The 18,736-nt window shown below is 48.5% G+C and carries 15 protein-coding genes; 9 read left to right on the forward strand and 6 right to left on the reverse strand.

What is annotated here, in order from left to right:
- Positions 1-88: 88 nt before the first annotated feature.
- Positions 89-817, reverse strand: coding sequence for a queuosine precursor transporter (locus OIK42_RS04840; protein ID WP_273638812.1), 729 nt, complete (start codon positions 815-817; stop codon positions 89-91).
- Between the two features lie 308 nt (positions 818-1,125).
- Here OIK42_RS04840 and OIK42_RS04845 point away from each other — a divergent pair, with 308 nt between their 5' ends.
- Both OIK42_RS04845 and OIK42_RS04850 read left to right on the forward strand, forming a co-directional pair.
- Positions 1,126-1,650, forward strand: coding sequence for a 3'-5' exonuclease (locus OIK42_RS04845; protein WP_273638814.1), 525 nt, complete (start codon positions 1,126-1,128; stop codon positions 1,648-1,650).
- Between the two features lie 35 nt (positions 1,651-1,685).
- A complete protein-coding gene (locus tag OIK42_RS04850; protein ID WP_273638816.1) occupies positions 1,686-2,378 on the forward strand; it encodes an aspartate/glutamate racemase family protein in 693 nt (230 codons plus the stop codon).
- Here the strand turns inward: OIK42_RS04850 and OIK42_RS04855 are convergent, their stop codons facing one another.
- The gene (locus tag OIK42_RS04855; protein ID WP_273638818.1) at positions 2,379-2,891 is read right to left on the reverse strand and encodes a hypothetical protein; all 513 of its coding nucleotides are present in this window, start codon (positions 2,889-2,891) and stop codon (positions 2,379-2,381) included. It abuts the gene before it with no gap.
- A gap of 372 nt (positions 2,892-3,263) precedes the next feature.
- Between OIK42_RS04855 and OIK42_RS04860 the strand changes: the two genes are divergently transcribed.
- The gene (locus OIK42_RS04860) at positions 3,264-3,767 is read left to right on the forward strand and encodes a CYTH domain-containing protein (protein WP_273638820.1); all 504 of its coding nucleotides are present in this window, start codon (positions 3,264-3,266) and stop codon (positions 3,765-3,767) included.
- 49 nt (positions 3,768-3,816) lie between these two features.
- On the opposite strand, the gene metK is transcribed toward OIK42_RS04860, so the two are convergent.
- Entirely contained in the window at positions 3,817-4,965 is a 1,149-nt protein-coding gene (gene metK, locus OIK42_RS04865) for a methionine adenosyltransferase (RefSeq protein ID WP_273638822.1), read from the reverse strand.
- A 685-nt stretch (positions 4,966-5,650) separates the two neighbouring features.
- Here metK and epd point away from each other — a divergent pair.
- From epd to OIK42_RS04885, 4 genes are all read left to right on the forward strand, one after another.
- The gene (epd, locus tag OIK42_RS04870; protein ID WP_273638824.1) at positions 5,651-6,667 is read left to right on the forward strand and encodes an erythrose-4-phosphate dehydrogenase; all 1,017 of its coding nucleotides are present in this window, start codon (positions 5,651-5,653) and stop codon (positions 6,665-6,667) included.
- 35 nt (positions 6,668-6,702) lie between these two features.
- Entirely contained in the window at positions 6,703-7,878 is a 1,176-nt protein-coding gene (locus tag OIK42_RS04875; RefSeq protein WP_273638825.1) for a phosphoglycerate kinase, read from the forward strand.
- Between the two features lie 209 nt (positions 7,879-8,087).
- On the forward strand, positions 8,088-8,984 hold the full coding sequence (locus OIK42_RS04880) for a fructose bisphosphate aldolase (RefSeq protein ID WP_273638827.1): 897 nt from the start codon (positions 8,088-8,090) through the stop codon (positions 8,982-8,984).
- Positions 8,985-9,457: 473 nt separating this feature from the next.
- A complete protein-coding gene (locus OIK42_RS04885) occupies positions 9,458-10,609 on the forward strand; it encodes a GGDEF domain-containing protein (protein WP_273638828.1) in 1,152 nt (383 codons plus the stop codon).
- A 26-nt stretch (positions 10,610-10,635) separates the two neighbouring features.
- Here OIK42_RS04885 and ppx read toward each other — a convergent pair whose 3' ends face one another.
- From ppx to OIK42_RS04900, 3 genes are all read right to left on the reverse strand, one after another.
- Complete coding sequence (gene ppx, locus OIK42_RS04890; protein WP_273638830.1) at positions 10,636-12,168, reverse strand: exopolyphosphatase; 1,533 nt, start codon at positions 12,166-12,168, stop codon at positions 10,636-10,638.
- Positions 12,165-14,237, reverse strand: coding sequence for a polyphosphate kinase 1 (gene ppk1 / locus OIK42_RS04895; RefSeq protein WP_273638831.1), 2,073 nt, complete (start codon positions 14,235-14,237; stop codon positions 12,165-12,167). Before ppk1 ends, ppx begins: the two co-directional genes overlap by 4 nt.
- Before the next feature lie 108 nt (positions 14,238-14,345).
- Positions 14,346-14,852, reverse strand: a complete 507-nt coding sequence (locus tag OIK42_RS04900) for a glycine cleavage system transcriptional repressor (RefSeq protein ID WP_273638833.1) — start codon at positions 14,850-14,852, stop codon at positions 14,346-14,348.
- Between the two features lie 152 nt (positions 14,853-15,004).
- Here OIK42_RS04900 and OIK42_RS04905 point away from each other — a divergent pair, with 152 nt between their 5' ends.
- Both OIK42_RS04905 and pstA read left to right on the forward strand, forming a co-directional pair.
- The gene (locus tag OIK42_RS04905) at positions 15,005-17,155 is read left to right on the forward strand and encodes an ABC transporter permease subunit (RefSeq protein ID WP_273638835.1); all 2,151 of its coding nucleotides are present in this window, start codon (positions 15,005-15,007) and stop codon (positions 17,153-17,155) included.
- The gene (pstA, locus tag OIK42_RS04910; RefSeq protein ID WP_273638837.1) at positions 17,148-18,734 is read left to right on the forward strand and encodes a phosphate ABC transporter permease PstA; all 1,587 of its coding nucleotides are present in this window, start codon (positions 17,148-17,150) and stop codon (positions 18,732-18,734) included. The genes OIK42_RS04905 and pstA overlap by 8 nt, the downstream gene beginning before the upstream one ends.
- The last annotated feature ends 2 nt before the right edge of the window (positions 18,735-18,736 follow it).

Consider the following 18,736-nt stretch of genomic DNA (forward strand, 5'->3'; position numbering starts at 1 on the left):
GTTAAGCGCTGGGTAAGGCGATAGCTTATCGGTTAAACGCCAGCCCCCACTCGCTGGCGTGTTTTTCTCAAATCAGGCAAGCCTGACATTATTTTAAAGAGAAAGGCGTAAAGTTAGTGTGCTCGTCGTACACGTCAACGCCTTCGGCCTTTTTGAGGACGGCAATTACTTTATAAGTAACCGGTGTTAAAACAACTTCCCAGAGTACTTTTAAGCCATAGTTGGTAAGCGCGACGGTAACAATCAACTCGGTACTCCAGATGCCCCAGAATGCCACAGGGTAAAACACCACTGAGTCTACCGCCTGGCCCACGATGGTGGATCCAATGGTACGCTGATACAACGCTTTTCCCTGGCTTCGCACTTTCATGCGGGCCATGACAAAGGCGTTGGTGAACTCGCCCAGCCAAATGGCCAGTACCGAGGCCAGTACAATACGCGGTGCTTGGCCGAAGTTCATGGCGAAACTTTCCTGACGGCTAATACCACCCACATCCTGATTCCAGCCGGCGGCGGGTGGCATTGCGGTAATAAACCAGGCCATAAATGCCGCAAAGGCTGCGGCAAAAAAACCGGCCCAAATAGCTCTGCGGGCACGCTGATAGCCATACACTTCGGTGAGAACGTCACCGAGTACGTAAGAGAGCGGAAAAAATATCACGCCGGCACCAAAGGTGAATCCGGCAACTTCTGCAACTTTACCAGCGCCAATAATATTTGAACAAACAATCAATATACAGGTCGCAGCTAACATGAAATCAAAAAAGCGAAAATGTCGGGTGGTGGTGTCGGTAACCCGGTTGAGTGACGATGTCATAGTATTGAGGTTCTGAGGAGTACGGACAAGCAGTGTGGCATAGCGCGCGAATACTGGCAAATAGCGGCGTCTAAACTATAGTAGAAATAGCAGATACAGCCTCGTCGAAGGCAATACAATCAACAGGAAGGCGTATGCAGATGGCAAAGTCAGCAATCGATCCTGTTGATACTGTTGTGGCATAGTAATTGTTTAAATTGGTTAGTGTTGAAAATGTAACAGAACAATAACCAGCGTCATCTGGGAACAAATTTGCATCTGATATATAACAAACTAGGTTTAAGGTAGTGATTAACAAAGTAAACAGTATGCAAATACCAACAATTATCGATGTTGAAGCCAGCGGGTTTGGTTCGCATGGTTACCCTATCGAAGTGGGTGTCATTCGCAGCGACGGCGCACGGTTTTGCCGACTCATCAAGCCGTTTGAGCATTGGACACATTGGGATGACAAGGCTGAAGCACTGCATGGAATTACCCGTGAGCACTTACATGAATTCGGTTCTGATGGCCATGAAGTTTGCTTAAAGTTAAATGATTTTTTAGCTAATTCAACCGTTTATTCCGATGGGTGGGTGGTTGACCACCCATGGCTTATTAAGCTTTTTGCGGCCTCAGGCATTGAGATGACCTTTAACGTTCGTGCCTTAGAGTATGTGTTGAACGAATATCAAATGGAACACTGGCTGGCGGTTAAAAGCCGAATAGTGGCACGGTTTAACGGCAAGCGACACCGCGCCAGTACCGATGCCGAAATTATTCAGCAAACGTTTGTGCAAACCCGGCCATTAGCCCCGCCTACTCGCTCGCAACTGGCGGTGGGCAACGGCTGAATGGCGCTAAGTGTCTGCATTCAGGAACACCGACAATGAAAACACTAGGGTTGATAGGTGGCATGAGCTGGGAATCTACCACGTTATATTATCAGCACATCAATAACGAAATTAAACGCAGAAAGGGCGGTCTGCACAGTGCGCCGCTTATTTTGTATAGCGTCGATTTTGCTGAAATCGCGCGCTTGCAACATGCTGGTGACTGGGCTGCGCTGGGCCAGAAGTTAGCACAAATCGGGGGTAAGTTAGCGCAAGCAGGTGCTGACGGTCTGATTATTTGCACCAATACGATGCATTATGTGGCTGATGAAGTTTCAACGGTGGTGCGTATCCCCTTACTGCACATCGGCGATGCTATCGCTGCCGCCTGCCAGCAACAAGAGGTGGAGACGGTTGGGCTGCTCGGCACCCGTTTTACCATGGAAGCGCCATTTTTGCGTCAGCATTTACACGCCGCCGGCTTAACCGTGATGACGCCCGATGAGCAAGACCGTCAACGGGTGCACGATGTTATCTATCAGGAGTTATGCGTTGGTTATATTAACCCCGACTCCAGGCAGCAGTTCCAGACTATCGTTAGTCGCCTTGCCAGAGAAGGTGCGCAGGCGGTTATTCTGGGGTGTACAGAAATCGGTTTGCTTTTAGGAGCCGGGGATGTTGAGTTGCCGCTGCTCGATACAACCCAATTGCACGCCAACGCGGCGGTAGACTTTATGCTTGCAGATTAATTAAAAGTAATAGTGAACGCCCATCACTAACGAATTAACATCTTCTTCGCCGATGTCACGGTATTCATACCCCACTGCCATGCCAAATCCTTGCAACTCACCAAACTGCCACCCCACACTGGCGGCCCTATCATGCTCGCCTAACAATGGCATTGCCTGGGTTTGAGGTGAAGTCGTGTATTGGGTTGACCGAATAGTCGCATAAATCCAATGCGGTGCATTTAACGGTAAGGCGCGATGGGCTGATAGACTGTAAGCTCTGACGCCAGATACGACGATAGGCACCGAAGGGGTAAGGTTGCCAAAGCGGGCAGCATAAGAACGATTTACCTGCAGACTAAAGTTCCATTTGGGTAATCGTTTACTCTGATACGCAATAAAGTGGTCGTCATTACCTACCGGGCTGATCAGCAACGGTCTGTTTGCCAGCGAAGACGCCGCACTTACCGATAATGAGTACAGTAGACCCGCAACCAGACTAACGATTAACGAGCAAAGTTTAGGCTCTTTCATTTGTATGGTGTTCCGTCGAGAATAGTGGCTTATACAGTGACTTATAATGTCAGGTTCGGTTACCCGCCCTTTATATAAACTATAGCTTTTCTCAATCGCTATACAAGTGTGGCGGTTAAAAAATGTGCACTTTGTTATTTATTTTTTAGCATTGTGGCGAATACTCAACTAAATTTAAGACTCGACTCTCAATGCTGTGTAGCCAGGTTGTTGCCAAGTAACAGTAGTTCATCGAGTCTGTTTTATAACAATAAGCTAAATACTTTCAACGCAACTTAATAATGATAATTTAACGTATTAACTGCTTTTCAGGACTCAGGCAACAAGGACATTAACGACGCGGCGCAGGATACGCCAATTGAGGAACAGCTAATGCGAGACCAACGGCTAAATGAAAGGAAGTTTGTTATTACTTACTTACCTGAAGGGCTGCTTAGAAAAAAAAGATCAGTGTGTGTAAGGGAAGGGTATCTGACTGTGCACAATGAACGTCAGGTGCACATCAGTGACTACGGCGGTCAGTACACGATGACCATCAGGCAAGGCAAACGGCTGAAAGTAACGGAGGCCGAAATTTCTCTTTCCGATGAACAGTTCAACGATCTGTGGCCGCTAACGCAGCATATGAGGATCGAGAAATCACGTTATCGAATTGAGCGTCTTGGTTACAAGCTGAGCGTGGATGTGTTCAGACAACATCTCGAAGGGCTCATGTTAGCCGCGGTCGAGTTTGACAGCGAGGTCGACTGTCGACGGTTTTTAGCGCCGGATTTTACCGATTTTGAAGTCACCCATCGACGCGAATATCAAAACGAGCAGCTTGCCAGGCTTGGCATGCCAGATACGTTTGCAAAGGCGAGTATGAGTATGGTTTAAATGAGATTATCGGTACGCAGCGCGCACCAATAACCTCAGCCATGGATGCTTAGCCAATGGCAGCGCGAAGTGCTTCGGCTTTGTCGGTAGATTCCCACGGGAACTGTTCACGCCCGAAGTGACCATAGGCTGCGGTGGCCTGATAGATAGGTCGTTCAAGATCCAGCATTTTGATTAAGCCGTAAGGACGCAGATCAAAGTGTGCTTTCACCAGCGCCACCAGTGTTGCTTCATCCAGCTTGCTGGTACCGAAGGTATCAATACTGATTGAGGTGGGCTCTGCCACACCAATGGCGTATGACACCTGAATTTCACAGCGCTTGGCTAAGCCCGCTGCAACGATATTCTTTGCCACATAGCGTCCGGCATAGGCAGCAGAGCGGTCAACTTTAGATGGATCCTTGCCAGAGAAGGCACCGCCACCATGACGAGCCATACCGCCATAGGTATCAACGATGATTTTACGCCCGGTCAGGCCGCAGTCACCCATTGGCCCACCTATAACAAAGCGACCGGTCGGGTTAATGTGAAACTTGGTAGCCGCTGTGATCCACTCAGCCGGCAATACCGGTTTGATCACTTCTTCCATAACCGCTTCGCGCACCGTGCTTGTTGATACTGAGTCGCAATGCTGGGTAGAGAGCACTACCGCATCAATACCTACAGGTTTGTTATCTTCATAAATGAAAGTTACCTGACTTTTGGCGTCCGGACGTAACCAGTCAAGCTTACCGGATTTACGTAACTCAGCCTGACGCTGCACTAAGCGATGTGAGTACGTAATGGGAGCAGGCATAAGTACGTCAGTTTCATCGGTTGCGTAGCCAAACATTAAGCCCTGATCGCCAGCGCCTTGCTCTTCCGGGCGGGAGCGGTCCACACCTTGATTAATGTCTGGTGACTGTTTACCAATGGCATTCAACACGGCACAGGATTCGGCATCAAAGCCCATATCGGAATGGGTATAACCGATGTCTTTAACCGTTTGGCGGGTAAGCTCTTCGATATCTACCCAGGCCGACGTGGTAATTTCGCCGCCAACCAGCACCATGCCAGTTTTAACGTACGTTTCGCAGGCAACACGTGCTTTGGGATCTTGCTGTAAAATTGCATCGAGCACAGCATCGGAAATCTGGTCGGCTATTTTGTCCGGGTGTCCTTCAGAAACTGACTCAGACGTAAATAAATGGGCTGCCATACATGCTCCGTATAAATAAAATGTCTTAATTGGGGTGTTGTTACAAACCCAGCTTGCTAAGCATATACTGTAAAATCACCTATATGGTTTTGCTGGTCGTGATATTGCAATCAACATTATGAACACTATTGTAGCAAGCAAAATGATAAATACCAGTCTTTACTTCTGGACGTCTAAAAGTCTATTTGTTACGTTATCTTGACAGTAACCGGCAAAATGGCGCTTGCAGATCGCGACATTGCGCGTGCGCAATACCATTTTATCCCTCGATTTAGCCCTGCAGAACCTTGAGTTTGCCTGGTAACGCTAAAATGCACCCGGGAAATCGAAAACACATTGAACTGCACTGGCCGGTAGGTAACAATATGGCTCTGAGCCTGATAAAGCGTAACTGGCCGTCGTAAGTTGGTACTGCGGACTTAACTGTAGCAGGAATAACTGAAGGGCAGCGTATTTAGCTTAGTGGATAAAGCAGGCCGCTGAGCGGGTGTAAGTGCTGCGATAGCGCGATCAAGAAAAGCGAGTATAAAATGTCGGTTGTTGTGACGAAAAAGTAAGTGTAATTATTTTTAGCGGGCCGGCGCTTGCCGGTGATATGTTTCAGGCATTGCAACATTACTGTTGAAGCAGCAGTAGAGGTAGCGCTGGAACCAAAGGAACATGGCGCTCTGAAGGCTAAAAAAATATGGTAAGAATCGCCATTAATGGCTTTGGTCGTATAGGCCGGAATGTACTGCGGGCATTGTATGAAAGTGGCCGCAATCAATTTATACAGGTTGTCGCTATTAATGAACTGGCGGAGCCAGAAGGCATGGCGCACCTGCTCAAATACGATACCTCCCATGGTCGGTTTGCCTGTCATGTGGAGCTGAATGACGATAAACTCACCGTGGCAGGTGATGTGATTCAGTTATGCCACCAGGACACGATTACCGGGTTGCCCTGGGCTGATCTTGCGGTGGATATTGTACTGGAATGCACCGGACAGTATTCTGACAAAGAAAGTGGTCTGGCGCATATTGCCTCTGGCGCTAAAAAAGTCCTGTTTTCGCAGCCGGGTGCGCCGGATATGGACAACACCATTATTTATGGCTGCAACGAAGATACACTGTTGCCGGAGCACACCGTGGTGTCGAACGGTTCATGTACTACCAACTGTATTGTGCCGGTAATTCAGGTGCTCGATGAAGCCTTTGGTGTTGAGAGCGGCACGATTACCACCATTCATTCCTCAATGCACGATCAGCAGGTGATCGACGCGTACCATCCGGATTTACGTCGTACCCGTGCAGCAAGCCAGTCAATTATACCGGTCGATACGCGTTTAGCGCGCGGTATTGAGCGTATATTGCCGAAATTTGCCGGTAAGTTCGAAGCTATCGCGGTGCGCGTACCGACCATTAACGTTAGCGCCATGGATTTGAGCGTTACCCTGGCAACGCAAGTGACCATAGAGCAGGTAAATCAAGCCCTCAGTAGTGCTCGTACCGGGCGACTTGCCGGTGTACTCGACTATACCGAAGAGCCCTTGGTGTCGGTAGATTTTAACCACGATCCGCATTCGTGTATTGTAGATGGTACACAGACCAGAGTGAGCCACCGTCAATTGGTGAAAACTCTGGTATGGTGCGACAACGAATGGGGTTTTGCACATCGAATGTTAGATACCGCGCTGGCTATGTACCAGACAGGAACCAAATAATTTTTTGAATTTAACGAAAATGAGAAGGAAACGCTATGTCAATCCCAAGCATGTCTGATATTGATTTGTCAGGAAAACGTGTATTGATTCGTCAGGATCTCAATGTGCCGGTAAAAGACGGCAAAGTGACCTCGGATGCGCGAATTAAAGCGTCGCTGCCGACCATCAAGGCAGCCCTGGAAGGTGGCGCTGCGGTTATGGTGATGTCACACCTTGGTCGCCCCACAGAAGGCGAACCAGCCGACGAGTTCTCATTACAACCGGTGGTTGATTACCTTAATGATGTGCTCGATACCGACGTATCCTTAGTAAAAGATTACCTCGACGGCGTAAACATTGCGCCGGGTCAATGCGTGATCCTCGAAAACGTGCGATTTAATAAGGGCGAGAAAAACGACGACGAAACATTGGCCAAACAATACGCAGCGTTATGTGATGTGTTCGTTATGGATGCATTTGGCACAGCGCACCGTGCGCAGGCCTCCACCCATGGGGTGGCTAAGTTTGCGCCTCAAGCTGTTGCCGGGCCGTTACTGGCCGGCGAACTCGCGGCATTAACCAAAGCGTTAGATAACCCGGCGCGTCCCATGGTAGCTATTGTGGGCGGCTCTAAAGTATCCACCAAGCTGACAGTGCTTAAGTCGTTGGCGGAAAAAGTCGACCAGTTAATTGTGGGTGGCGGTATCGCCAACACATTTATTGCGGCCCAGGGGCACAACGTCGGGAAGTCGCTGGTGGAGATGGATTTAGTTGACGAAGCCAAACGTCTTATTAAACAAGCGCAGGATAATGGCGGTGATATTCCGGTACCGACTGACGTGGTTACCGGTAAAGCCTTTGCAGAAGATGCCGCGGCCGAACTTAAAGGCGTTTCTGACGTCGCTGATGACGATATGATATTCGATATTGGCCCCGACAGTTCAGCCGCTTTAGAAGATATTCTCAAGAATGCAGGTACCATTGTATGGAATGGTCCGGTGGGGGTTTTTGAGTTTGATCAGTTCGCTAATGGAACAAAAGCGTTATCACAGGCTATTGCAGAGAGTGATGCGTTTTCAATTGCTGGTGGTGGTGATACGCTAGCAGCAGTAGATAAATACGGAATTGCTGACAAAGTGTCTTACATCTCAACCGGTGGTGGCGCTTTTCTGGAATTCCTGGAAGGGAAAACCTTACCTGCAGTAGCGATATTAGAAGAAAAAAACCGCTAACAGAGTAAGACGTACCCCACAGCGGTATGCACAATAACAATAATAATATGCCGCTGTGACCTGCACAAGGATAACGCAGGATTTGTCCCGCAACAGCATTTGTCACCCCAGATGAATCGCGGCAGACGGGACAAACATGCCTATTGAAAAAAGCTTTCTCTAAACCCTACAACCGTTATAAAACGGTATAAAAATAAGGAGTGTTGCCAATGGCTTCACAGGCTCAGCAAGCTATGCTGGATAAAATTCACACCCAAAAAGGCTTTATTGCTGCATTGGATCAAAGTGGCGGTAGTACCCCAAAAGCGTTGAAGTTATACGGCATCGAAGCGTCAGAATATTCTGGCGATGATGAAATGTTCGATATGGTGCATGCCATGCGTACCCGTATTGTTACTTGTAACGCTTTTTCCGGTGAGCGCGTTGTTGGCGCAATCTTGTTTGAGGATACGCTGGATCGCGATATCGAAGGGCTGTCATCGGCTCGCTATTTATGGCAAAAAAAGCGTGTTATTCCTTTTTTAAAAGTCGATAAAGGTCTCGAAGCTGAAGCCGATGGCGTGCAGCTGATGAAACCCATCCCGCAACTTGATGAGCTGTTGGCTAAAGCGAATGCGCAGGATGTGTTCGGCACTAAAATGCGCTCAGTGGTAAAGCTGGCTAATCATGACGGCATAAAAGCCATCGTAGAACAGCAGTTTGCCATTGGTAAACAAATTCTGGCTGCTGGTCTTGTGCCTATTATCGAGCCTGAGGTGGATATTAACAGCCCCGAAAAAGCGGCTGCCGAGGCCCTACTGAAGCTGGAAATTCTGACGCAGTTGAATTTGCTTGACGATCAAAAGGTCATGCTAAAACTGACGTTACCTGAACAGGCCAATTTTTATAAGGAATTGGTGGATCACCCTAACGTAATAAAAGTGGTGGCACTTTCAGGCGGCTACTCCCGTGATGAAGCTAACGCAAAACTCGCCCACAATCAGGGCGTGATAGCCAGTTTTTCCCGTGCTCTTACAGAGGGAGTTTCGGCGCAGCAAAGCGACGATGAGTTTGAGAAGAGTCTGAACGATGCTATTGAGAGTATTTACCAGGCATCGCTAACTTAATACCTGCCTAACCATGCTTCACCGACTACTAACCACTGTTAGTGGTCGGTTTTTGCTGACGTTAACAGCCCAAAAATAATCCAGCGATTGCTGCAATCACCGCGACTGCCCTGATGGTACTATTTCGTCAGTCTCAACTTGCTTTCAACCTGCTTTACTGCCGAGCACAACAGCAGACAACGCTTTCTGCCAGAACCGCCTCGCGCTTGGTTATGTGCAGTGGTTACTGTCTAAAATTATTTTGTGATTTTTACGGTCTGTTTTAAAACGTCTTACGTATTAAGCGCTATTCATAACCTGACGAAGTGTTTTTATTTCTTCATATTTCGCTGTCAATTTAAGAATACGATTTTAGCGAAACAAGCAATAGATAAAGTACAAATAATGGTCTATATTCTGTTATTCAAAATTAACAAGGCTTTTTATGTTTTGGTTAATGCGCAACTAAACATCAGGCAAGGACGCACAGTTTAATGCAGTACACACAAACGTTCATCCAGGTAGGATTGCTTGCTGTCGTAGCCTTTATTGGCATCGGCTTTACGTTTGCTTTACCTACTCCCCGTCATCATCTTAAAGCGAAATCAGTTGTTTACGCGCGATGGTTTTTGTTTTCATCCTGGTTAGTTGTGGCGTTTCAAGGGCTCGCTCAAAATGGTTATGGCAATATTGGTTTGCCCGGAGTGTATGGCGCGGCGACGCTGAGCGCGTATTTGCTGCTGATGTCGGTCAATAAACGTTATGGCCATGAAATTGCGCGCATTAAGAAATATGCGGCGGCGCTGCACATTGTTATCCTGATAGGCGTCACTCTGGTCCTGAAGTTTGCGCAGTATCAACCCTGGCTCGCGCACGCGCTGGCGCTAAGCAGCATTGCGTTTCCTGTTTGGCTGGCCCAAAAACGGGTACAGCAATCGCTCAATAAAGAAACCTTCGGATCGCGACTTTTATACAGCGTTTTGTGGCTCGTATTGTTGATGGTGTTGGTGGCGGTACCGGTTTACCTGGGCAACATTGCCCCGCAAAGTCCCTATCATCTTACGGCGACCTTTGCGTTGATTCTGGTTATTATGCTGACATTTATGCTGTCCTTTGCCGCCAACATTTTGCAGTCCCTGTTGGTCAAGTTACATTCTCTGGTGCATACCGACCCGCTGACGGGAGCTAAAAATCGCTACTTCTTTTACGAAACCGCGCCGAAATTAAGCGCACATGCCCGGCGTAATAACGAAGTGCTATCGGTGGTTGCATGTGACATCGATCACTTTAAATCAGTCAATGACGAGCATGGCCACGTAGTGGGCGACATTGCCCTCAAACGCTTTTGTGAAATCATTCAGGAGCAATTACGGTTGGAAGACACCCTGATAAGGATGGGCGGCGAGGAGTTCTTAATTTTATCGCCGCAGTGTGACGGTGAGCAGGCCAGGCTCATGGCCGAACGCCTGCGCGAAACAATTAGCGAAACCAAAATTACGGCGCGTGATGTGACTATTTCACTCACTGCGTCCTTTGGGGTGATTGAAATGCCGGATAACGCAGATTTGTTAAGTGCAGTAAAACACGCCGATCTAGCCCTTTTCGATGCCAAAGCGAAAGGCCGCAATCAGGTTATTATGGTATAGCCTGATTGGCTGGGCAGAGTTGTTTATTAGCTCACTGTTAGCGTAACGTTGACGGCCTTCAAATAGTGACTTTCACGTTCCAGATCTGCAGCCATAATCGGCTTTGAGGCCAGCCAGTCCTCTGGAAATGTTAAGGTCAGGCTGTGCTTATCGGCGTCGACACTAAACTCGGGTAAAAAGCTTTCCTGGCGTTTAATATTGAGTAATACACTGACACGTAACACTGCAATTAAACGGCCAATTTCCTCATTACTGTATTGGGTAAAAGCAGCCACATCCGGAAGCCGAATTTTTTTACGGTGGAAACGTACCAGTGTTGCAAGTAATTCCTGTTGGGCCTGGTTAAACCCGGGCATGTCTATATTTTGTAGTATGTACGCCGAGTGGCGTTGTACGCCCCGGGTGTTAATCTGTAAGCCCACTTCATGCAGCAACGCCGCCCAGCCGAGAATTGCCGGGTAGTCACTATGATTGAGCTTCCATGGCTGTTGAACAGCACTGAATAAGCGTTTGGTTGTACCGAGCACCAGGTTAGCCTGGGTAGTATCGACATCGTACCTGACCGCCAGACTCGCCGCCGTCCGGCCGCGAATATCATTGTTGTGCAGTTCATCTTCCATCTGGTAAAGCACGCCTTCTCGCAGCGCCGCTGGCGAGTATTCAAGTTCCTCGATTTTTAGCGCTTTGAATATTGCGATGAGCACGCATAATCCGGCGGGAATCACTTTTCGGCGATCCTCACTGATGGCGGGGTGAGTAAGATTATCGATATGACCGGCGTCAATAAACTGCTTCATAACCTGCTTAAGGGCTTTTAAGGTCACAGGCACTTGCATGCCAGATTCGTTGTCAGTTTTTTGTACCAGATTGTACAGGGTTTTAATGGTGCCAGAGGTGCCTAAACAATGCTGCCAGGCTAAACGGCGGTAACGCTCTTCTATGGGCTCCATTTGTTGTTCGGCAGCGGTGATTGCCCGCTCAAACGCTTTTGCTTTGAGTTCGCCGTTGGCGAAAAACCGCTGCGTAAAGCTCACGCAACCCATTTGCAAACTACGGCATAGTTTTGATGTGAGTCCCTCACCGATTATAAATTCGGTTGAGCCACCACCGATATCCACGACCAATCGTTGACCGTTGTCATGATTGGTATGCGCCACCCCCGAGTAAATCAGGCGGGCTTCCTCAGGCCCGGAAATCACTTCAATCGGGTAGGGCATGATTTCCAGCGCAGCAGAAATAAACCGATTGGCATTAACGGCTTTACGCAGCGTGTAGGTAGCTACAATACGCACCGAGTCAGGCTCGAAACCCTCCAGGCTTGCGGCAATAATACGCAGGGTTTCAAGGCCTCGCTCCATGGCTTCGTCAGACAATACATTTTTGCTGTCCAAACCTTCTGCAAGTCTCACTTTTTGTTTAACGCGGTGCAGTATTTGCACCGAGCCTGCGACAATACGGGCCACCACCAGGTGAAAACTGTTAGAGCCAATATCCAACGCGGCAACTTTGCTGGATTCGCGGCTGTCTACACTATCGAGTGACTCATGCTGGGTTGTCATTTATCTGTTTCAGCCTGTTTTAAATATGAATATATCTCTTCCTGAGAACGCAGCTTTTTGCGATTTCCACGCTTAACATAGAGGTTTAGGTGGTCTTTGTCGATAACCCGCGCTTTGAGGGTATCCTTAAACTGAATTTCCATAATATCAACAATCCGTTGCTGTAGAGCAGGATCGTATATTGGCGCGCCTACCTCAATACGATTATCCATGTTGCGGGTCATCCAGTCAGCCGAGGAGATAAATACCTTTCGGTTGCCACCGCCATTAAAAATCATCACGCGGGGGTGCTCAAGGAAACGGTCAACAATTGAGGTGATGGTAATGTTTTCACTCAGGCCCGGAATCCCCGGCCGCAGACAGCACATACCGCGCACAATGCCGCGAATTTTAATACCGGCCTGACTGGCGCGGTATAAATCATCAATCAGCTCTTTGTCTTCCAGGTTGTTAATTTTAAATGTGATGGCCGCTTCGTGGCCTTCCTTCAAAAACTGTATTTCCTGGCGAATGAGGGATTGTATTTTGGTCCGTGCGTTTAACGGTGAAATTTGCAGGTGCTGAAATTTATAGCGGCGATACGGGTAGTTGATTAAGTCAAATACCGCATTCCCTTCTTCGGCCATTTCCTGATTCTTGGTAAACAGGCTGAAGTCAGTATAAATCTTGGCAGTTTTCTCGTTAAAGTTACCCGTACCGAAGTGCGCATAGTGCATTAATTTGCCGCGTTCCTCGCGTGACACTATACATAATTTAGAGTGGATCTTTAGCGAAGGTACGCCCAACACAACCCGTATACCGGCGTCAGTCATGCGTTTAGACCATTCAATATTGGCCTCTTCATCAAAACGGGCGCGCAGTTCTACCACCACGGTCACTTTTTTACCGTTATCAACCGCATCAATTAATGAACTGACAATGCGCGATTGACTGGCTACCCGGTAGATGTTCAGACGGATGGATTTAACATTAGGGTCAAACGCCGCCTGACGCACAAACTCAGTAAAGTGTAAAAAACGATGATAGGGGTAATACAACAGGATATCGTGGGCTGAAATGGCATCAAATACCGTGTTGTAACGGGAAAAGTCACGGCTATCAATCGCCGGTAGTTTACTGTTTTCGAGATAATCACGCCCAACATTGGGGAAGCCAATAAAGTCTTTAAAATTACGATAGTTGCCCGCGGCATTGAGGGTATCAAGCTTGGTTACCTTAAGCCGCTTCTGCAGATCCTCGACCATGTCCTGGGGCATATCCTGATCGTGGATAACCCGCACGGGCTCAGCGATGAGGCGCTGTTTCATACTTTCGGACATTTTTTCTACGTAACTTTCGTCAATCTCGTCGTTAATTGAGTATTCGGAGTCGCGGGTCATTTTAAATGAATACGATTCGAGCGTATCAAACTTTACAAATCCGCGAAACACGTCTTCAATCGACAGCTGGATCATGTCATCGAGCAGTATTATATGTTTGTTTTTACGGCTTTTTTCTGGCGGAATAAGGTGAAAACGCGAAATCTCTGAAGTAGGGATCTGCAGCGCAGCAAAGCGCGGGTTACGACCTTCACGTCGCAAAGCGACATATAAGTACACGGCTGTGCCATTTAAGCGGCTGAGCAGGTCGGTTTTTTTATCGATTAGAACCGGTGCAATATGGCGCAGTACTTTATTGACAAAATAGTTACGCACCCAGTTACGCTGGTAGTCGTTAAGCTGGTGCTTTTGCAATATATGAATATTGTAGCGGGCCAGATTTTTAACTACCTGGTTATGGATCTTGTCGAATTTTTTAGACAGCTCACTGACTTTCTTTTGTATTTCGAACATCAACTGACGCTGACGCCGGCCTTCTTCTTCGTTATCTTCATTGTGAGCAATAAGAATGAGCCGTTTAACATCGGCTACCCGGACCCGGAAAAACTCGTCCAGATTATTCGAATAAATACCTAAAAATCGCAGGCGCTCTACGGCTGGGTTATTTTCGTCGGCGGCTTCCTGCAGCACACGCTCGTTAAATGACAGCCAGCTGAGTTCCTTGGGGTAGTATAAATCGGTTGGTTCCATATTAATAAATCGCTATTTCTACAGAGATAAAAAGGCGTTAATGTGCCAGCCAAGTGTGACAGGCTGTTGACGATATAAAGGCCTTGTAAGGCCCTGGTTATTTTTGCGTCAAAGAGTGGTAGTAATATCGACCACCAAATCGTTAGCCACTGCCTCAAGGGCATCTTTAACGTCATCCTGATTTACCTCTGCCGGTACTTTAACCTGCAGGCGGGCTTTAAACATTTCACTGCCCCAGTTAGGCGCACTTTCGCAGGTGGAATCAAAGTGCATAATGTTAAGGCTGAACCGGTGCAATACGCTGGTGATCTCCTGCACAATGCCAGGCTGGTCATTCCCCATGACCTCAATAGTGAGCAAATCATGAGCGGTATCGCTGGTTTCGGACACCGACTGCGACTGAACCTGTAATCCCTCCAGGGCGTTTAACGCTGTAATTAAGTCCTGATGCTTATCACCTGGTACCCGAGCTTCAACAAAGCCGGCAAACTGACCGGCCATATGGGCAAAGCTGCTGCCTTGCCAGTTACCGCCATATTCGTATACTTTCTTAGCAACGGCATCCACCAGACCGGGCCGGTCTTTACCGATAATCGTGAAGATGACAGGCTTCATCCTCTTACTCCTTTGTTATTGCTTCCTGCGTGATAAAGCGCGGCTTTAGGTACAGGAATTTAATAGAATTGGTGCAACTTTCACTTGATCTTAAAATATCACAACTTACACTGCTGGGCAGTGCAATTTCACGTAAATCGTGGTTCTAAATCATGAATGTAGCAGCTCAACAGGCAAGTATCCTCAAAAAGCGCTATCGCCGCGATAAAATCGCCCGGTATGTGATCACCGCTTTTGGGTTTGTTGTGCTGCTGACCATGGTAATTCTTATATGGCATTTGTTTACTCAGGCTTCCGGGGTTATAAAGACCCCCAGTGTTAAAGCACAACATCAGGTTGCCGCGCCCGAACAAGGGAAGTTTTTATACGTTGGCGATGTCAGCAATGGCCAGGCGGCGTTAGTTGCCGGCCAGGAATGCGGGATTTGGTTGGCGCGAATGCACGACAACCAGTTGACTGCGCGCGACTCGGTTCGTCGTCCCTGCTCTCATACATTAGGTGCAGTCACGTCATACGGGCAAGCATATGTGACTGATGTTTCTGCATCAGGTCAGGTAAGACTGCTTCCTGTGCCACCCGCTAACAGGCCTTTGCAGCACAACAGAGTTGTTGAGCCTGCTGTGGCCAGCGAAATTTCTTTTGCACTGCCCGCAGGACTCTGGGAGCGGCAGCTAGGCTGGCAGTTAACAATGGGCAAACGCTGGATTGTCATGCAGGTAGAGACAGCTGACAGCCAAATTATCCAGTGGATCAACCGCGATAATCCTGCGCAAATTATCCGTCACGAGTATGCGGCAACGCAGCGTATAGTCATGTTGCCCGATACCAGCCAAATTGTATTAATTAACGGCGCAACGCTCACATTTGTGGATCAGTATGACCAGCGTTTAGATCAGGTAACGCTTGAGCACGATATTACCTGGGCAGACACCATCGTTAAAAATCGCTCGCTGTATGTAGGGTTGTCCGATAATACCCTGATGCGGCTCAGTGTTTACAACCAGGCCGGTGTTTTGCGCTATCAGCCTACCTATACGCTTTCGTTGCAAGCTGGCGAACGTCCGCTGGCGATGGCCTCTCATGCCAGTACCAATGGCCTGGCCTTAGTTACTGACCAGCATCAGCTATTGCTTATAAACCGGGTCAGCGGCGACATCGTTCAACGCATCCCGCTGGCAATCCAGCCCACTGGCGTAAGCTGGTTCGACTCGCGGTTATATGTCTATGGCGGTAATAATTATCTGCAAATGAACATTAATGATATGGGCGGCCTGACCACGTTTAACAGTTTGTTCGCGCCACAAGTTTACGAGGGGTATCCCAACGCCGATCAGATCTGGCAAACCAGCAGCGCCACCGACTACCAGGAAACTAAAATGAGTTTGATGCCGTTGCTGATTGGCAGTTTAAAAGCCTCGTCACTGGCATTGTTGATTGCTATTCCGCTGGCTTTTGGTGCGGCTGTCTATACGGCTTATTTTGCCCAGTCGCGGGTGCGTGACAGTTTGAAACCCACCATTGAGATGCTCGAAGCCGTGCCCTCGGTGTTGATTGGCTTTATTGCCGCCATCTGGCTGGCACCGCTGGCAGAACGGTTTTTATTTTCGTTTGCAGTGTTTCTGGTCACCTTGCCCGTGATGTTATTACTGATTGCGTTGGTACAGCACCGCATTGCCGAAAGCTTAAGTGGCAAATTGCAAACCTTTGCCGAAGTGTTGTTTCCAACGCTCGGCATTTTGTTATTTGGTTATGTCTGTGTGGTGTGGGCGCCGGAATTGCTTTTATTGTGGCTGGGCCTGGATGATTTCACCTTCTTTGCGAATGCCTTTGAGGTGCCGGTAGGTAAAACAACTATTTTGGTAGCCATTGCGCTGGGTCTGGCTATTTCGCCGAGCATTTATTCGCTGGCTGAAGATGCCATAAGTGGAGTGCCAGCGAGTTTAAAGCAAGCGTCTTATGCCCTTGGTGCGACGCGTTTACAAACCTTGCGTCGGGTAGTATTGCACGTGGCATTACCCGGCATTGTTGCTGCTGTGATGTTAGGCTTTGGACGCGCGTTTGGCGAGACCATGATTGTACTGATGGTGACAGGCAACACGCCTATTGCCGATTGGGATTTGCTCGCCGGGTTGCGGGCACTCACTGCTAACCTGGCCATTGAACTCCCCGAAGCCGAAGTGGGTAACATTCATTATCAGGTGTTATTTTTAACTGCTTGTATTCTTTTCAGCTTTACGTTTGTGGTGAATACACTTGCTGAACTGCTGCGGCAGCGGTTGCGTAAGGTTGCTAATTATGGGTAAGTGGTCAATTCGTCAGCTGCTCAGTCATCGTCAACAGCAATCGTATGTCATTAATCTGGGGGCGTTCTGCGCCGCCTTGTTAGTGGTTGCACTGGTTTGTCTTTTGGGGCTCATTACGCTGCGGGGCGTTGATTACTTCTGGCCCCGGCCGGTAGAGAGCATTACCTTTACGTCCCCGACCGGCGAAGTGAAAAACGTTTACGCACAAATTGGCGAGCGCCATATCAATAGTGCTCAGCAAAACGCAACTGCCGAAGTGCTGTTTCAGTATTCTGATCAACACCACCCCTATGGTCGTCAGGTATTAATTGAAAGCCATAATATGGGGCAGGTGAGTAGCGCGCCGCTGGCGGCCAATATTTTGCTGACCGACGGTACCCGGGTGTTTAGCCAGCCAATTGATATTTTGCTGCCGAACGGCGAGAAAGCATCATTGCAACGCTTTCAGGAAGTGCGTGATACCGTCGGTCATATTCGTCAGCAAATAGAATCCTTGCGAGAAACAAGACTCGCGCCCATTCACCGTAATCTGGCGCAGCTCGACTTAAAAGAGGTCGAAGCCAATGCGCCGGCCCGCTTGCGGCTTTATGAGTCGTTTGACCACTGGCAGCAGGAAGTGTTGCGTTTTGAGACTCAGCTTCGTGAATACCAGCTTCATACACGGTTTAGTGATGGCGCCGAATTTGTGATACCCATCGACAGTATTGCCCGGCTCAGCTATCCGGGGCAGCTGGATGTGCTGGGCAAACTCAAGTTGGTCTGGTCGGGGGTTGGTGACTTTCTTACCCAGGCACCCAAACAAGCCAATACCGCCGGCGGCGTATTTCCGGCCCTGTTTGGTACCGTCCTGATGATATTTGTGATGACCATTCTGGTAACCCCTTTTGGGGTGTTGGCCGCGGTATATCTGGTTGAATATGCGCCCAATAACCACTTTACCTCAGTGATCCGTATTTGCGTCAGCAATATGGCCGGTGTGCCATCCATTGTCTACGGCGTTTTTGGCCTGGGCTTTTTTGTGTATTCCGTGGGTGGCAGTATTGATGAGCTGTTTTTTAGTGACTCGCTGCCAGCGCCTACCATGGGGACTCCGGGCGTATTTTGGGCGTCACTGACGATGGCTATTCTTACCCTGCCAGTGGTGATTGTGGCAACCGAAGAAGGGCTTAAACGCGTGCCAGAAGGTTTACGGGCCGGCAGCTACGCGTTAGGGGCAACCAAACTGGAAACCATCTGGCATACTGTACTGCCCATGGCCAGCCCGGGGATTATGACCGGCGTTATACTCGCCATTGCAAGAGCTGCAGGAGAAGTCGCGCCACTGATGATGGTCGGTGCGGTTAAGTTTGCGCCGAATCTGCCTTTTGATAGTGAGTTTCCGTATTTTCACCTCGATCGGCAGTTTATGCATTTAGGGGTATTAATTTACGACGGCGCGTTTCACAGTCAAACAGACGTGCGCAGCGCTTCACTTATGTTTGCCAGCTGTTTATTGTTACTGTTAGTGGTATTTGTATTAAACATCGTCACGGTTATTTTGCGCCGACGTTTGCGTAAACGCTATTTGAGAGGTTATTAGCA

The organism is Alteromonas gilva (assembly GCF_028595265.1).
Classification (GTDB): Bacteria; Pseudomonadota; Gammaproteobacteria; order Enterobacterales; family Alteromonadaceae; genus Alteromonas; species Alteromonas gilva.

Coding starts and splice junctions, on each gene's coding strand:
- OIK42_RS04875 (WP_273638825.1), top strand. CDS start 6,703: ATGTCAATCCCAAGCATGTCTGATATTGATTTGTCAGGAAAACGTGTA.
- OIK42_RS04850 (WP_273638816.1), top strand. CDS start 1,686: ATGAAAACACTAGGGTTGATAGGTGGCATGAGCTGGGAATCTACCACG.
- metK (WP_273638822.1), bottom strand. CDS start 4,965: ATGGCAGCCCATTTATTTACGTCTGAGTCAGTTTCTGAAGGACACCCG.
- pstA (WP_273638837.1), top strand. CDS start 17,148: ATGGGTAAGTGGTCAATTCGTCAGCTGCTCAGTCATCGTCAACAGCAA.
- OIK42_RS04845 (WP_273638814.1), top strand. CDS start 1,126: ATGCAAATACCAACAATTATCGATGTTGAAGCCAGCGGGTTTGGTTCG.
- OIK42_RS04905 (WP_273638835.1), top strand. CDS start 15,005: ATGAATGTAGCAGCTCAACAGGCAAGTATCCTCAAAAAGCGCTATCGC.
- OIK42_RS04840 (WP_273638812.1), bottom strand. CDS start 817: ATGACATCGTCACTCAACCGGGTTACCGACACCACCACCCGACATTTT.
- OIK42_RS04900 (WP_273638833.1), bottom strand. CDS start 14,852: ATGAAGCCTGTCATCTTCACGATTATCGGTAAAGACCGGCCCGGTCTG.
- OIK42_RS04855 (WP_273638818.1), bottom strand. CDS start 2,891: ATGAAAGAGCCTAAACTTTGCTCGTTAATCGTTAGTCTGGTTGCGGGT.
- OIK42_RS04885 (WP_273638828.1), top strand. CDS start 9,458: ATGCAGTACACACAAACGTTCATCCAGGTAGGATTGCTTGCTGTCGTA.
- epd (WP_273638824.1), top strand. CDS start 5,651: ATGGTAAGAATCGCCATTAATGGCTTTGGTCGTATAGGCCGGAATGTA.
- ppk1 (WP_273638831.1), bottom strand. CDS start 14,237: ATGGAACCAACCGATTTATACTACCCCAAGGAACTCAGCTGGCTGTCA.
- OIK42_RS04860 (WP_273638820.1), top strand. CDS start 3,264: ATGCGAGACCAACGGCTAAATGAAAGGAAGTTTGTTATTACTTACTTA.
- OIK42_RS04880 (WP_273638827.1), top strand. CDS start 8,088: ATGGCTTCACAGGCTCAGCAAGCTATGCTGGATAAAATTCACACCCAA.
- ppx (WP_273638830.1), bottom strand. CDS start 12,168: ATGACAACCCAGCATGAGTCACTCGATAGTGTAGACAGCCGCGAATCC.